The following is a 13,556-nucleotide window of genomic DNA, read 5'->3' as shown; positions in this document are numbered from 1 at the left end:
TATGGATTTAACAAACATTTTTATGATTGCAATGATGATGGTTGCAATTGTCTTAGCAGTTGCAGAGGTGCTTAAAAAGACATTTAATCTTAATACACAATACATGCCAATCGCGTCTGTAGTGATTGGTATTTTTATTGGTTTAGTTTTATGGCCGTTATCTGAATATCCAGTGTATGTCATGTTGATCGCTGGCTTTATCGCAGGGCTGACAGCATCAGGCACCTTTGATTTGCTCAAGGCGGCAAAAAAAGAAGGTGAGCAGTAATGGCTTACACTTTTAAACAAACCTTATTACCTTCAAGCAAATACTCTATCAAGGCGCCATACATAATGGTGCCTCAATATATCACAGTACACAACACAGCAAATGATGCACCAGCTACTAACGAAATTGCTTATATGATAAATAATAACAATCAGGTATCTTACCATGTTGCTGTAGATGATAAAGAGGTTATTCAAGCAATTCCTTTTAACCGTAATGCTTGGCATTGTGGAGATGGCGGAGGTAGCACGGATCCTAATGCAAACAAGAAGGGTAACCGTATTTCTATTGGTATCGAAATCTGTTACAGCAAAAGTGGTGGTGTTCGTTATGGAGTTGCAGAAGAAAATGCTGTTCAATACATTGCAAAGCTTTTAAAGCGATATGGATGGGCTATTGAGAGAGTGAAGAAACATCAGGACTGGAACGGTAAATACTGTCCTCATCGAATTTTAGCGGAAGATCGTTGGGGCAGTTTTTTAAATCGAATTAAAGAAGCAATGAAGCCAATGGAAATACAAAAACTAACCGAAAAGGATGATGAAACAATGAGGTTTACAAACCCAACAACTGAAAATGCTGTACGTGATTTCATTAAACAGGCCGTAGATAAAGGCAAGATTGATAAATCTTGGCTTGATAAATTCGATGCTGGTACTATGACAAGTGGAGATTTTGAAGGTTTAAAAATTATCATTTCTCAACGTAATACTTAATAGTAAAAGCCCAGGCGCTCATTCAAACATGAGTACCTGGGCTTTTTGTTTATTCATTTTTTAATTCCTGTTCACGAGCTGCTATCAACTCTTTTAATTCATTTAAATCTTCTAAATCACAGTAATTATTGATATATGTTTTCGCAGAGCTTTTTGCAGATTGTTTTCGTGTCTTTTCACGATTCTTCTCTCGATAAGCTTGTGTAGCACGTTTTTGAGCCTCTGATGTTTTTTTCTCTGTCATTATGTTTCCCTCCAAAAGTAATTTATAGATAGGTTTATGAGTCGAATGGAATTTTTTTATCTCATAAAAAGAATGTTATCACTGATAAAATCAAAGCGACAAATGATATAACTACCAGTACTTTGTATTTCATGTGCATCATCCTTTCAAATTTTGTATAATAAAGGTGGGAGAGGGTTTCCCCTCATCCCAATTTCCTTTTACCCGAGGAAGGCTTTTAGGAAATTTAGAATTGCAGTGATAACGTTAGTGACAGCTATCGTTATCATTGCTTTTTCTTTTTTACGCTCTTGTTCAAAGCGTCTACGTTCCATTCGACTCATGATTATCACCTCCTCTCTATACTTTTATTATATACCATGGTATATATATGGTCAACACTTTTCTTCATTTATTTTCCTTAAAATCAATTTTATTTCATTGTCAAAACACAAACGTTTGTTCTATTATATATACAAACAAACGTTCTATAAGGAGATGTTAAAATGGCTAAAATAAAAACACCAACTAAGAAAAAGGAACCAAAACATCCAGACCGCGATGAATTTGACTTAGAAGAAATCGCAAATGCATTAACTGAAGCAATGGAAGAAAAACAAACCAAAGTCTTTACCATCTACAAACGCGATGAGTCATTAGAAGGTACCATAACAAAAATGGATGCAAATACAAAACTAATCCATATTAAAGATAAGTACATGAATATTCATAAGGTACATTTCTTAGATATTTTAAGTATTTCAGATACTGAATATTAGTGGAGAGTGATTGGGATGTTAAGAGACCGTGGAAACATGAAGTGGACAGCTATGATGCTACCAGAGCATCTTGTAGAGATTAAGAAGTGGAAAGAGGAACAATTTTACGATAAAAAGCGAGAATTAACGGAGTGGGAACTTGAAGAAATAGAGCAAACCATCCAGCGTGCTTATAAGATGCAAAAGCTTGTGAGATTGACATTATGGGACCAAAATAAATTGCATGATGAGGTAGGCACAGTCACTGGTACTGACGTTTATAAAAAAGAGTTGCTGTTAGACACTGATTTATCTGTGAAGCGCATTACATTTAATCAGATTCAAAAAGCTTCTTTATTAAACGCCGATGATTAAAAGAGAAGATCGCCAAGTACTTTACGAATTTATAAAACTAGATATGGCAATCAAATCATTGCAGCGTGATTATGACAGCTTAACAAATTTAAAAATGGGCAAAGTATACATCAATATTGTAGATGCACTTTTAAAGGATATAAGAAACGATTATTACAACAAAAAGCGTTTTCTAGCTAATCAAAAGATTGAAGTAGTAAGGTGGGTGAAAATAAGTGAGCATTTTAGCGAGGTAACAATAAGAACGCCTGGCGAGGATGAAGTGCATCAGTATGCCAACCAAGCCTTAAAAACCCATACAGAAGAACTGATATTTAGATATTTAAGGAGAGATTGAGCATGGCTATTAAATCTAAGTTTTTTGATAGAACTTTTCGTGATACCACAAAAGCAAGGTCGGATATTGTTACAATTGTAAGTAGAGCTGAAACCAAGGATACAATTATAACTATCTATGAACGGAAAAACACTTTAGTAATTCATAGCAAAAACGAAGTAACTAATCATGCTAGTATTTCTAAAGGTAAAGGACAAATAAGAGACTGGGAAATTTCATATATAATAGAACATATATTAAAAGTTACTGAAAAAGATGTGTCTTTATATACAAGAGGAAATGGAATTGTTCATATAAGTACTAAAGAAGAATGTGTAATTTAAAATAAAAAGTCACTCATTTAACAGAGTGACTTTTTATATATATATTAAATTATCTTTTAATTTAAAAATGATTTTTTTCTATTGATTAAGAGTGTGATTCCTAGTAGAGTAAGAGAAGTAATTTATGTGCAAAATAACAAGGATTTATTGTCGCAACACAAATGCTACACAATAACCCTATGAAACGTTGATATTATGCACTTTTACTATGCCCTCCGAGGGCGCCATTTTACTGATTAATTGATATACTGTTATAGCTCATCTCCTAATAAGTAGTTTAGCAGCCTGCTTACTGGAGATCGAGAGGAAGAATAAAGGGAATACTGTCCTAGTTGGCATTATTCCCCTATTTATTCCTTTCAAACCTTCAAAAAAGCAACAACTCCAAATTATTTTTTAGTGAACATACTGTACGTGAGACTAGTAATAGTCGAAAAAAAGAATCCTATCTGAGGGGATTCTTTTTTTTTGCCTAAATTTATCGAAATTTGGCATGGTTCTAATTGTATATATATTAGTTTTAGGTTAATTTTCTTGTTATTTATACATGTTTTTTCAAATTATATGAATTTATTATAAATTTATATGAAAAAATATTTAATTTTATGCGAAAAGTTGTTGTCTAAATACTATAATGTTAATATAATTGACCTAATAGTCTAACATTTCCGAATTGCGAAAAATAATACGTAATTCGGAAAATTATCGAACTAGGGGGAAATACAATGAAAAAAACAGGTTGGATGTTACTGATGATTATTGCAGCTTTAACATTAGCACTTGCAGGTTGTGGTACAAAAGATGATGCATCTTCAGGTAGCTCATCTTCAGAAGATGGTGGAGATGGCAAAAAGGTTTACAAAGTAGGTACTGAGGCAACTTTTGCACCATTTGAATCTGTTGACGATTCAGGGAAAATTGTAGGGATTGATGTCGATATTCTACAAGCTATTGCAGATGAGATGGACTTTGAGGTTGAGTGGAATAATATTGGATGGGAGCCAGTGTTCCAAACAATTAAGAACGGTGAAACAGATATCGGTGCTTCTGGAATCACAATTACGGAAGAGCGTAAAGAATCATTTGATTTTACAGAACCGTATTATGAGTCTCAGTTATTAATTGTTGTGAAAGAAGATTCAAAGATTAAATCTCTTGATGAATTAAAAGATAAAAAAGTATCTGTACAAATCAATGCAACTGGTCATATGGCAGCGAAAAAGCTACAAGGGGAAGCAAGTACAAATATTATGGCGTTTGAAAGTCAGCCAATCGCTATCCAAGAGATGCTAAATGGTAATGTTGATGCAGCTATCGGAGATAATGCAGTAGTTTATGAATATATCAAAGCTCACCCAGATCAAAAACTAAAAGTAATTGAAGATGATGCATTCGAAAAAGAATACTATGGCTTCATGGTTCAAAAAGGGAATAAAGAATTGCTAGATAAATTAAACGAAGGTCTTAAAAAGATTAAAGAAAACGGTAAATTAAAAGAAATTACAGGCATTGATTTTCAATAAAAATGAATGAAATGATGCTATTAACATAGTAACTGTGCTAACGGCTCATTTATTAATCGTAATTTAAAGGGGAATGGGGTTTTCGGATGGACATCTTTGATTTACGCTGGGACATTGTCTGGAACTACCGAGATATGTTTATACGAGGTATTGGCGTAACACTTATTTTGACACTTAGTGGTTATTTTGGCGGTATTCTATTAGGACTATTTTTAGGCCTTGGAAAATTATCGAGTAAAAAATGGATTTATTGGCCATCTAAACTATATATCGATTTATTCCGTGGAACACCGATGCTTGTACAAATCTTGTTAATTCACTTAGCAGTTATTCCAACAATTTTTGGTCATTCTTTAGGTTATATGGTATCAGGGATTACAGCGCTTATTTTAAACTGTGCTGCTTATAATGCGGAAATTTTCCGTGCAGGGATTCAAAGTATTGCAAAAGGGCAAATGGAGGCTGCTCGCTCTCTTGGATTAACGCATAACCAAGCGATGCGTAAGGTCATTTTACCTCAAGCATTTAGACGTATGATTCCGCCATTGGGCAATGAATTTATTGCATTATTAAAAGATTCTTCACTCGTAACTGTAATTGCAGCACCAGATATTTTATACGCTAGTAAGGTCGTAGCTGGTGCAAGCTTCCGCTTCTGGGAACCGTATATCGTTGCAGCATTATTATATTTAGTGTTGACATATGGTGTAACGAAGATTGTAGCATTTATCGAGAAACGATTTAGCAATAGCTATGTCCCTCGTAAAGCTAAGGTAGAAGGGCGGGAAGCTAGATGATAAAAATTGAAAACCTACACAAATACTTTGGCAAGCTTGAAGTATTAAAAGGAATCGATTATGAAATTCAAGAAAAACAAGTTGTCTGTGTTATTGGGCCGTCTGGTTCAGGAAAAAGTACATTTCTCCGTTGCATCAATATGTTAGAAGAAGTAACGGATGGTGCTATTTATATTGAAAATGTAAAAATTAATGATCCTAAAACGAATATCAATGAAATTCGCGCTGAAGTGGGTATGGTGTTCCAACAATTTAACTTATTCCCGCATATGACGGTTATTGATAATGTCACGATGGCACCTATGCAAATTCGTAAAATGAATCGTACAGACGCAGAAGCTTTAGGACATGAGCTATTAAAAAAGGTCGGGCTCGACAGCAAGGCCTATAATTATCCTGAGCAGCTATCAGGTGGTCAGCAACAGCGTGTGGCGATTGCTCGTGCCTTAGCAATGAAGCCAAAAGCTATTTTATTTGACGAGCCAACTTCAGCACTTGACCCTGAAATGGTAAAAGAGGTGCTAGATGTTATGAAAAATCTAGCAGCTGAAGGGATGACAATGGTAGTTGTGACACATGAAATGGGCTTTGCTCGTGAAGTAGGTGATCGAGTAGTCTTCATGGATGGGGGCTATATTGTAGAAGAAGGGTCTCCAGAGGAACTATTCGGCAATCCACAAAGCGACCGTACGAAAGCGTTTTTAGGAAAAGTATTATAAAGCTGAAAAAGCGAACGACATGCTCGTTCGCTTTTTTTGTGCTGTTCTTATTTAATGAAGGGGATTAGATGTTGTGTCGAATGCATTCAGCATCGTTTGCATATCCTGTTGGGAATACTGAGGCACCTGATAATAGCCGTGTTTATTTTGATAAATGGATAATTCGTATCCCATCTCAATACAGTTAGGAATACTATCCGCAACAACGCGACGAACTACAGGGTTTGTTGTCTCCAACGCAGCAGTTGTCATACATTTTGCTGCTCCCTTTTGAGCTCCAAGTAAAAATCCAGAAATAGCTTCATCATTAATTTCATTAGCGTTTTGCATCGGTTTTTTTGGTTGACCAGGATTTAGGCCATATTTGAAATCATTTCCTGTTTCCATTTGGTAGCGTCCTGTTGGAACAGATGGATCGTGTCCTGTTTTAAAGGACTCTACGATCGTATTGTACATACCAAGAGTGAAATTATATTGGCGATCCAAAATGTTGAGTAATTCAGGATCTTTTACATGGGGACGCAAAATAATCGCTTGGTTCATACCTGCAATAATTTCGCCAATTGTTTCATGCATGTCCATCATTTCATGTCCACCATGATTTAGGCTATGTTGTTGATTTAAATTTGTTTGGTTTGATGATTCATTGTAAAACGATTGTGACAAAAAAAACGCCTCCTCAATAATTTTTTGTTGCAGTATTTAGTATGTCGTGTCAATTCAATTTCATACGGTATAAATGTAAAGGTAAAAATGTAGACTAAAGATAGAAGGAAAAGCAAGTCAAGGAGGATTAAAATTGAAAAAGTTACTTGGACCAATTGGAATAATTGTCATCATTCTTGTTGTAATCGCCTTATTATTTATACCTAAATACAATAGTCTGGTGACAGCCGAGGAAAATGTTGATTCTAAATGGGCACAAGTTGAAAATCAGCTCCAACGTCGCTATGATTTGATTCCCAATCTAGTGGAATCTGTGAAAGGCTATGCGAATCATGAGCAAGAGGTGATAGCGAATATTACGGAGGCACGTGCACAAATGGGAAGTGCAAGCTCACCAGAGGAGCAAGCTGTTGCCAATGATGCTTTAACTGGCGCTCTTAGTCGTTTACTAGTAGTTGTAGAAAATTACCCAAACTTAAAGGCAGATGCAAACTTCCGCCAGTTAATGGATGAGCTAGCAGGTACGGAAAATCGTCTGGCAGTAGCACGTGAGGATTACAATAATGAGGTGCAGCAATTCAATAAACATGTTAAACGTTTCCCGGGGAATTTAATGGCAGGGATGTTTGGCTTTGAACAAAAAGAATACTTTAAAGCCACAGCAGGAGCTGACAAAGCACCATCTATCGATTTTAGTCAATCGGGTACACATTAATGAAACGCTGCATTGTACAGATGATCATCGTTTGTTCGGTGCTTCTTTTTTTCTCGAATCTAGCAGAAGCAACGATGCCATCACCTATGAAAAATACGTATATACATGACTTTGCCAATGTAATTTCTGCGAATGTCAAAGAAGAGATAAATCAATATTCTGAGCAGTTGGATCAAGGCACGGGTGCTGAAATCATGGTAGTCACAGTTAATAGTCTTCATGGACAAGAGCCGAAAATGTATGCGACAAAATTGATTCGGTCATGGGGCATTGGTGACAAGGAAAAAAATAACGGTGTCCTGATTTTAGCTACCTTAGGTCAAGGGGAAGGAAATAACGATGTTGTAATTGCCGTGGGTCAGGGATTAGAAGGAGCATTACCAGATGGTAAATTAGGACGCATTTTAGATAATGCATTTTATCCCTCAGCAAGTGCTGGTAATCTAGATCAAGCTTTTCAAGCAACCTATTCTGAAGTTTTCCGCGCTGTTGCCCAAGAGTATAATTGGAACGGTGATTTGCCAGCGCAAACAAAAGAAGAGGATGACATACCCACTTGGTTAATTATCCTAATCATTATCGTTGTTATTATTATCTATTCATTCTTTTCGAAAGGCGGCGGAGGTCCTCGCTCTGGAGGCTATGGCGGTTATCCAGGAAGTTTTGGTGGAGGACACTCGAGTAGAGGGGGCTTTGGTGGATTTGGTGGCGGATCTTCTGCTGGTGGGGGAGCAAGCAGGAAATTTTAATAGAGGTATAGCGAACTATTCTATATAGTTCGCTTTCATTTTGGCGTAATTAAAAACCTCTCAATTATTGACAATAATGCTAGAATTGTTATAATTTAAATATATCGACAAACGATATAGCGTAAACTGATATAGGGAGGAATCATTTTGAAAAAAAGATTTTTATCTGCATCGTTAGCAATTATTTTAACAACCTCTGTAGTTATTCCTGCAACAATGCAAGAAGTCCGTGCTGCAAATGAAACTAATAGCACAGTAACAGCACAAGAAGAACGTGTGTCAGCGCAGGAATTTTTGAATTTAGCTGTAACAACTTTAACATTCCAGCACGGTTCTGATTCAATGCGTCAACAAATTATTGATAAATGGGTAAAGACTGGAGAATTCACAGATTTAAGTTTGACAATTAAACGTGAGGAAGCGGCTCGTATTTTAGTTAGAGCGTTAAATAAAGAAGAAAAAGAAGCTTCGCTTGCTGACTATTTAGAGAAGGCCAATAAGATTGGCTTATTTAATGGCTTATCATTAAATACAGAAGCAATTTCAAAACAAGATGCAGTAAAAATATTAAACAATGCAAAACAAATAAAAAATGGTTCCAATCATGAAGGTGTAAAGGAAATTTCAGTTGAAGACTTTATGAAAAATCCTGGTAATTTTGGTTATGAACTTTCCCCAGATGGCAATTACATTACTTTTTCCTCTGCTTGGGAGAACAGAGCGAATGTTTTCGTGAAAAAGATGAATGATGATAGTGAGCCTGTTCGTGTTTCCAATTCAAAAGATCGGGACGTTGCAGGATTTTACTGGAAGGATAATAATTTACTCTACGTAAAGGATAAAGGTGGAGATGAGAATTTCCATATTTATTCTACAACATTTAATGGCTCTGAGGAAAAAGATCTAACGCCATATCCAAACGTCACAGTTGGGATATTAAGTGGTCTACAGGGTGTTAAAGATGAAATTCTTATCATGATGAATAAGGAAGATGCAACAGTTTTTGATGTCTACAAGTTGAATGTAAAGACTGGGGAAACAACTCACGTTGCAAAAAATCCGGGTAATATTACGAGCTGGCTAGCAGATCGCAATGGAAATGTACGAATTGCTGTAGCCTCAGATGGTGTGGAAGGAACGATTCTTTATCGAGATTCTGAAAAGGATGAATTCAAGCCATTTATTGAAATGGAAGCTGGAGATGAAGTAATGCCACTAGCTTTCTCAAAAGACAATCAATACATTTACGCTACATCTAACAAAGGTAGAGACAAAGTAGAAGTTGTGAAATACGACTTAAAAGGTAATGAAGAAGTAATTATGTCTAATGATCAAGTAGATGTTTCTGGTGTCTTATATAGTGCCGAACACGATAAATTGCTATATGGTGCGTATATAACAGATAAACCACATTACCAATTCTTTGATGAGAACTTTGAAAAGCTTTTCCGTAAAATCCAAAGCAAGCTGAATGTGCATGAAAGTGAGCTTGGTATCAACGATTACAATAAAGAAATGACAAAATTTATTGTGAGTGTTTCAAGTGATACTGTCTATGGAAAATATTATTATTACGATTCTACGACAGATGAATTAACCGAGTTGGCCACTTTAAGCCCTTGGTTAAATCCGAATGAACTGGCAGAAATGCATCCAATTTCATATAAGAGCCGAGATGGCTTAACGATTAATGGCTATTTAACTTTACCGAAAAATAAAGAAGCGAAAGATCTCCCTCTTATTGTCAATCCTCATGGTGGGCCTTGGGCACGTGATATGTGGGGCTTCAATCCAGAAGTACAATTATTAGCTAATCGTGGCTATGCAGTGCTACAGGTGAATTTCCGTTCGTCAACTGGATATGGTAAAGAATTCCTTCAGGCTGGTAATAAACAGTGGGGTCTGAAGATTCAAGATGACATCACTGATGGTGTCCAATGGGCAATTGACCAAGGCATTGCCGACCCTGATCGCATCGGTATTTATGGGGCATCATTTGGTGGTTATGCAACATTAGCGGGTATTACGTATACACCTGATTTATATGCTGCTGCAGTTGATTATGTAGGGGTATCTAACATATTTACATTATTAAATACCATCCCTCCTTACTGGGAAACTATGCGTAACATGTTTTATGAGCGCGTAGGTCATCCAGAGAAAGACAAAGAATTGTTAACTGCTGTTTCACCAGTTTTCCATGCAGATAAAATCAAAACACCATTATTTGTCGCACAAGGAGCAAATGACCCACGTGTGAACAAAGCAGAATCCGATCAAATTGTGGAAGCCTTACGCGCTAGAGGTGTGGATGTAGAGTACATGCTAAAAGATAATGAAGGACATGGCTTTGCAAATGAGGAAAATAGAATTGAATTCTATAATGCCATGGTAAGATTCTTCGATAGTCATTTAAAATAATTTAAAACGAAAGGCATTGATGTGTAGCTTGCTCACAATCAATGCCTTTTTTTATTACAATAGGTGTATGGGATTTGGATAGCGCATTTTACTTTCAAATGATGAAATGCACAGTGCTAGTTCCTCAATACCAGTATAAATTAATGGTTCATCTACCTGAGAAATACTTAAACGAATAAGATTATCCTTTTTAAATTCTGGTAGATACATTCTAGCAGCGTCATCCATCAATATATTTTTTTCCTTTAATAAATGAACCACCTGCCTAGCACTTACATTATCAGGAAGAATAATGGAAAGATAAAAGCCTGATACTGGTTTCGTATAGTTAGTAGAGGTGGGAAGTAATGATTCGCAAGCCTCCTGTAAAACGCTCATTTTTCTTACATAAAGCTCTTTAATCTTTTTAATATGACTATTAAACATACCGCTTTTTAAATAAATGTCTAAGGCACCCTGCGAGAGCACAGAGCTATTGAAATCAGCACTAAATTTATAACGTAGAAAATGATTTGTCATTATAGTGGGAAGGACGACTGTGGCTACTCTTAAACCTGGAAGAAATACCTTTGAAAAGCTTTTAATATAAATAACCCTGCCAGTGGGATTAAAAGAAAATAACGGATCCGCTTTTGTGTTAGGATCTAAATCTCCTAAAAAATCATCCTCCACAATATAAACATCGTATTTGTCTGCTAATTCCACGATCTTTCTTTTTTCGTCATTTGTATAGCTATGACCAAGAGGATTATGGAATCTCGGCACAGTATAGAAAAACTTAATGTCATTATTGCGAAAAATATAGTCAAGACGATCTAAATCAATGCCCTCCATTGTTAAATCAATCCCAAAAGTTGTAGCTTGTTGCAGATGGACAGATTCTATAAAACCAAAATAGGTAGGCTGTTCTATTAATATATTATTTTTACCATTCGGAAAAGGCATTGCCGCTAGTAAATGTAATGCTTGCTGTGAACCCGAAACAACAAATAATCGATCAGGTTTAGTAAAGACCTGTAAGTCCTGTAGATACTTAACCAATTGTACACGCAGCGAGTAAAGCCCTTGCTGATCACTGTAACTAAATAATTCTTCTTTATATGTGTCAATAGCTTGATTGATGCAATGCTGAAATTCAATATAGGGCATAATGCTTTTGTCTGGACCAGCTGATAAAAAATCAATAACTTGTTGGTTTGTAGTTGGTTGCTCTATGTTATTCACAACATAATAGCCACTTTTGGGTTTGGAAAAAATAAGGTGCTCCTTTTCTAATTCATTATACGCTCTTATCACTGTATTTTTACTGCAGGAAAATTGCTCAGACAGTTGTCGAACGGAAGGTAGTTTACTGCCTGCAAGGAGTGCACCATTAGCAAGCTGCTCTTTAATGTCCTCTACAACTTCTAAATATTTTGCAATCATCATCCTTCCTCCTTTATCTGTACCAGGACAGTTGGTAGAAAATTCTGTTTATTTTTGAGGTACCGCCACTTACTATGGATTATACCAGGGACAGATGGAGAGGAAAATGAAAGGATGAGAACATGCAGGATAAAAGAAAAGAAAAAATAGGTTTGCTGTTAGGATTTGTGGGCGTAATTTGCTTTAGTCTAACGTTACCCGCAACAAGTACAGCTGTACCATATTTTGGAGCGACAATTGTAGGATTGGGGAGAGCTGTCATTGCGGCGTTCATCGTAACCATTGTTTTACTTGTAAGAAAAGAAAGACTACCGACTGCTAGACAAGTTAAAAGCTTGATAATAGTATCTTTTGGGGCTGTATTAGGGTTTCCTTTACTTACATCTTGGGCAATGACAAGGTTACCAGTTTCTCACGGAGCGGTAGAATTAGCACTTTTACCTTTAGCGACTGCGGGCTTTGCTTTATTCAGAGCAGGTGAACGTCCCTCATTTAAGTTTTGGTTATCGAGTGTTATTGGGGCTATAGCCGTTATTATTTATGCTAGCTTTTTAGGCTTAGGCCAATTACATATGGCAGATCTAGCATTATTAGCAGCAGTTGTAATATTAGGTCTTAGCTATGCAGAAGGAGGACAGTTAGCGAAGGAATTAGGGAGCTGGCAGGTGATTGCTTGGGCTATTTTGATGGCGGCTCCCTTTTTTATTGTCCCTGTCATTTCCCAATTTTCCTTGGAAATGCTTCATGCTCCTCTTACAGCGTGGGTTAGCCTGTTATATTTAGCTGTTGTCAGTCAGTTTTTAGCATATGTTGCTTGGTATGGGGGAATGGCTTTAGGAGGTATTGCAAGAGTTAGTCAGATCCAATATTTACAGCCATTTTTAATGATTCTTTTTGCTACGCTATTTTTAAATGAATCCATCTCTTGGTTTACGATCGTTGTGGCAATGATTGTCGTAATTTCCGTCATTGTTGGCAAAAATACAACCATTACAAAGAAGGATGCTAAGACAGCTCAAATAAACATCATCAAAGAATAGTAGCCATTTCTTCATTGCCACATCGTTTATAATAAAGGAGGAGGTGCTATCTATGAAAATTAAATTTTTTAGTAGGGTGAATTGTCCTTTATGTGTAGAAGGGCTACAGACATTAAAGCTTGTTCAGGAAGATGTTCTATTTGATATTGAAATAATTGATATAGAGCAGGATGATCGTATACATGAAAAATATATGCTAATGATTCCGGTTGTTGAAAAAGAGGGTGTCGTCATTCAGTATGGTCATTTAGATTATGCCACGTTAATGGAGCGATTAGGCAGTTAATCTACTGAAAGTATAAAGAGTTATTAACGGTATAAATGACTTTATTATTAGCTGTCATTCTCACAATTCACAAATTGTTCAATGAAAGCGGTTTGAATTTGAACAGTTTGTGAAGACCTTCACATTAGACTTTCTTTTCCTAAAAATCGGAGTAGAATAGGTATCAAGTAAGAAGTTGTTATAAAACAGTTTAGCGAATGTATCACAAATTTTAG

18 protein-coding genes are annotated in these 13,556 nt (G+C 36.2%); 14 read left to right on the top strand and 4 right to left on the bottom strand.

Translation table 11 applies throughout. The annotated features are described in order from the left end of the window. Window position 1 precedes the first annotated feature (1 nt). Window positions 2–268, top strand: coding sequence for a holin (locus MKY76_RS19015; RefSeq protein ID WP_342557002.1), 267 nt, complete (start codon window positions 2–4; stop codon window positions 266–268). Then, a complete protein-coding gene (locus MKY76_RS19010; RefSeq protein WP_342557001.1) occupies window positions 268–984 on the top strand; it encodes an N-acetylmuramoyl-L-alanine amidase in 717 nt (238 codons plus the stop codon). Before MKY76_RS19015 ends, MKY76_RS19010 begins: the two co-directional genes overlap by 1 nt. Before the next feature lie 49 nt (window positions 985–1,033). Here the strand turns inward: MKY76_RS19010 and MKY76_RS19005 are convergent, their stop codons facing one another. Next, window positions 1,034–1,228 carry a hypothetical protein gene (locus MKY76_RS19005; protein ID WP_342557000.1) on the bottom strand — a complete coding sequence of 65 codons (195 nt, stop codon included), beginning with the start codon at window positions 1,226–1,228 and terminating at the stop codon, window positions 1,034–1,036. Window positions 1,229–1,428: 200 nt separating this feature from the next. Next, on the bottom strand, window positions 1,429–1,551 hold the full coding sequence (locus MKY76_RS19000; protein ID WP_342556999.1) for a hypothetical protein: 123 nt from the start codon (window positions 1,549–1,551) through the stop codon (window positions 1,429–1,431). Between the two features lie 162 nt (window positions 1,552–1,713). Between MKY76_RS19000 and MKY76_RS18995 the strand changes: the two genes are divergently transcribed. The 7 genes from MKY76_RS18995 to MKY76_RS18965 all read left to right on the top strand — a co-directional run bounded on the left by MKY76_RS18995 (window position 1,714) and on the right by MKY76_RS18965 (window position 6,039). Further along, the gene (locus tag MKY76_RS18995; RefSeq protein ID WP_342556998.1) at window positions 1,714–1,986 is read left to right on the top strand and encodes a YolD-like family protein; all 273 of its coding nucleotides are present in this window, start codon (window positions 1,714–1,716) and stop codon (window positions 1,984–1,986) included. 36 nt (window positions 1,987–2,022) lie between these two features. Beyond that, on the top strand, window positions 2,023–2,340 hold the full coding sequence (locus MKY76_RS18990; RefSeq protein WP_342556997.1) for a YolD-like family protein: 318 nt from the start codon (window positions 2,023–2,025) through the stop codon (window positions 2,338–2,340). After that, a complete protein-coding gene (locus MKY76_RS18985) occupies window positions 2,333–2,677 on the top strand; it encodes an aconitate hydratase (protein ID WP_342556996.1) in 345 nt (114 codons plus the stop codon). The genes MKY76_RS18990 and MKY76_RS18985 overlap by 8 nt, the downstream gene beginning before the upstream one ends. Window positions 2,678–2,679: 2 nt before the next feature. Further along, window positions 2,680–3,000 carry a DUF1827 family protein gene (locus MKY76_RS18980; protein WP_342556995.1) on the top strand — a complete coding sequence of 107 codons (321 nt, stop codon included), beginning with the start codon at window positions 2,680–2,682 and terminating at the stop codon, window positions 2,998–3,000. A 725-nt stretch (window positions 3,001–3,725) separates the two neighbouring features. After that, the gene (locus MKY76_RS18975) at window positions 3,726–4,523 is read left to right on the top strand and encodes a basic amino acid ABC transporter substrate-binding protein (RefSeq protein ID WP_004228033.1); all 798 of its coding nucleotides are present in this window, start codon (window positions 3,726–3,728) and stop codon (window positions 4,521–4,523) included. A gap of 86 nt (window positions 4,524–4,609) precedes the next feature. Continuing rightward, window positions 4,610–5,320 carry an amino acid ABC transporter permease gene (locus MKY76_RS18970; RefSeq protein ID WP_004228035.1) on the top strand — a complete coding sequence of 237 codons (711 nt, stop codon included), beginning with the start codon at window positions 4,610–4,612 and terminating at the stop codon, window positions 5,318–5,320. Then, on the top strand, window positions 5,317–6,039 hold the full coding sequence (locus tag MKY76_RS18965) for an amino acid ABC transporter ATP-binding protein (protein WP_048390865.1): 723 nt from the start codon (window positions 5,317–5,319) through the stop codon (window positions 6,037–6,039). Before MKY76_RS18970 ends, MKY76_RS18965 begins: the two co-directional genes overlap by 4 nt. 51 nt (window positions 6,040–6,090) lie before the next feature. Here the strand turns inward: MKY76_RS18965 and MKY76_RS18960 are convergent, their stop codons facing one another. Further along, window positions 6,091–6,705 (bottom strand): spore coat protein, encoded by a 615-nt coding sequence (locus tag MKY76_RS18960; protein WP_004228038.1) that lies wholly within the window; start codon window positions 6,703–6,705, stop codon window positions 6,091–6,093. A gap of 133 nt (window positions 6,706–6,838) precedes the next feature. Between MKY76_RS18960 and MKY76_RS18955 the strand changes: the two genes are divergently transcribed. From MKY76_RS18955 to MKY76_RS18945, 3 genes are all read left to right on the top strand, one after another. Then, the gene (locus MKY76_RS18955) at window positions 6,839–7,420 is read left to right on the top strand and encodes a LemA family protein (RefSeq protein ID WP_048390866.1); all 582 of its coding nucleotides are present in this window, start codon (window positions 6,839–6,841) and stop codon (window positions 7,418–7,420) included. After that, window positions 7,420–8,169: a TPM domain-containing protein gene (locus tag MKY76_RS18950; protein WP_257961928.1), complete on the top strand. Its 750-nt coding sequence runs from the start codon at window positions 7,420–7,422 to the stop codon at window positions 8,167–8,169. The genes MKY76_RS18955 and MKY76_RS18950 overlap by 1 nt, the downstream gene beginning before the upstream one ends. A 147-nt stretch (window positions 8,170–8,316) precedes the next feature. Next, entirely contained in the window at window positions 8,317–10,590 is a 2,274-nt protein-coding gene (locus MKY76_RS18945; protein WP_342556994.1) for a S9 family peptidase, read from the top strand. 54 nt (window positions 10,591–10,644) lie between these two features. Here the strand turns inward: MKY76_RS18945 and MKY76_RS18940 are convergent, their stop codons facing one another. Continuing rightward, window positions 10,645–12,015: a PLP-dependent aminotransferase family protein gene (locus tag MKY76_RS18940; protein WP_342557921.1), complete on the bottom strand. Its 1,371-nt coding sequence runs from the start codon at window positions 12,013–12,015 to the stop codon at window positions 10,645–10,647. A 122-nt stretch (window positions 12,016–12,137) separates the two neighbouring features. Between MKY76_RS18940 and MKY76_RS18935 the strand changes: the two genes are divergently transcribed. Together MKY76_RS18935 and MKY76_RS18930 are read left to right on the top strand one after the other, a co-directional pair. Then, window positions 12,138–13,055 carry a DMT family transporter gene (locus tag MKY76_RS18935; protein ID WP_342556993.1) on the top strand — a complete coding sequence of 306 codons (918 nt, stop codon included), beginning with the start codon at window positions 12,138–12,140 and terminating at the stop codon, window positions 13,053–13,055. Between the two features lie 52 nt (window positions 13,056–13,107). After that, window positions 13,108–13,341: a glutaredoxin family protein gene (locus MKY76_RS18930; RefSeq protein WP_328012882.1), complete on the top strand. Its 234-nt coding sequence runs from the start codon at window positions 13,108–13,110 to the stop codon at window positions 13,339–13,341. Window positions 13,342–13,556: the final 215 nt, after the last annotated feature.

Source organism: Lysinibacillus sp. FSL P4-0201 (assembly GCF_038593425.1).
In the GTDB taxonomy this organism is placed as follows: domain Bacteria; phylum Bacillota; class Bacilli; order Bacillales_A; family Planococcaceae; genus Lysinibacillus; species Lysinibacillus capsici.
This window is presented reverse-complemented; position numbering and strand designations above follow the sequence as displayed.

Excerpts from the sequence above, each read along its gene's own strand:
- MKY76_RS19015 (WP_342557002.1), top strand. The coding sequence starts at position 2 with ATGGATTTAACAAACATTTTTATGATTGCAATGATGATGGTTGCAATT.
- MKY76_RS19010 (WP_342557001.1), top strand. The coding sequence starts at position 268 with ATGGCTTACACTTTTAAACAAACCTTATTACCTTCAAGCAAATACTCT.
- MKY76_RS19005 (WP_342557000.1), bottom strand. The coding sequence starts at position 1,228 with ATGACAGAGAAAAAAACATCAGAGGCTCAAAAACGTGCTACACAAGCT.
- MKY76_RS19000 (WP_342556999.1), bottom strand. The coding sequence starts at position 1,551 with ATGAGTCGAATGGAACGTAGACGCTTTGAACAAGAGCGTAAAAAAGAA.
- MKY76_RS18995 (WP_342556998.1), top strand. The coding sequence starts at position 1,714 with ATGGCTAAAATAAAAACACCAACTAAGAAAAAGGAACCAAAACATCCA.
- MKY76_RS18990 (WP_342556997.1), top strand. The coding sequence starts at position 2,023 with ATGAAGTGGACAGCTATGATGCTACCAGAGCATCTTGTAGAGATTAAG.
- MKY76_RS18985 (WP_342556996.1), top strand. The coding sequence starts at position 2,333 with ATGATTAAAAGAGAAGATCGCCAAGTACTTTACGAATTTATAAAACTA.
- MKY76_RS18980 (WP_342556995.1), top strand. The coding sequence starts at position 2,680 with ATGGCTATTAAATCTAAGTTTTTTGATAGAACTTTTCGTGATACCACA.
- MKY76_RS18975 (WP_004228033.1), top strand. The coding sequence starts at position 3,726 with ATGAAAAAAACAGGTTGGATGTTACTGATGATTATTGCAGCTTTAACA.
- MKY76_RS18970 (WP_004228035.1), top strand. The coding sequence starts at position 4,610 with ATGGACATCTTTGATTTACGCTGGGACATTGTCTGGAACTACCGAGAT.
- MKY76_RS18965 (WP_048390865.1), top strand. The coding sequence starts at position 5,317 with ATGATAAAAATTGAAAACCTACACAAATACTTTGGCAAGCTTGAAGTA.
- MKY76_RS18950 (WP_257961928.1), top strand. The coding sequence starts at position 7,420 with ATGAAACGCTGCATTGTACAGATGATCATCGTTTGTTCGGTGCTTCTT.
- MKY76_RS18940 (WP_342557921.1), bottom strand. The coding sequence starts at position 12,015 with ATGATTGCAAAATATTTAGAAGTTGTAGAGGACATTAAAGAGCAGCTT.
- MKY76_RS18935 (WP_342556993.1), top strand. The coding sequence starts at position 12,138 with ATGCAGGATAAAAGAAAAGAAAAAATAGGTTTGCTGTTAGGATTTGTG.
- MKY76_RS18930 (WP_328012882.1), top strand. The coding sequence starts at position 13,108 with ATGAAAATTAAATTTTTTAGTAGGGTGAATTGTCCTTTATGTGTAGAA.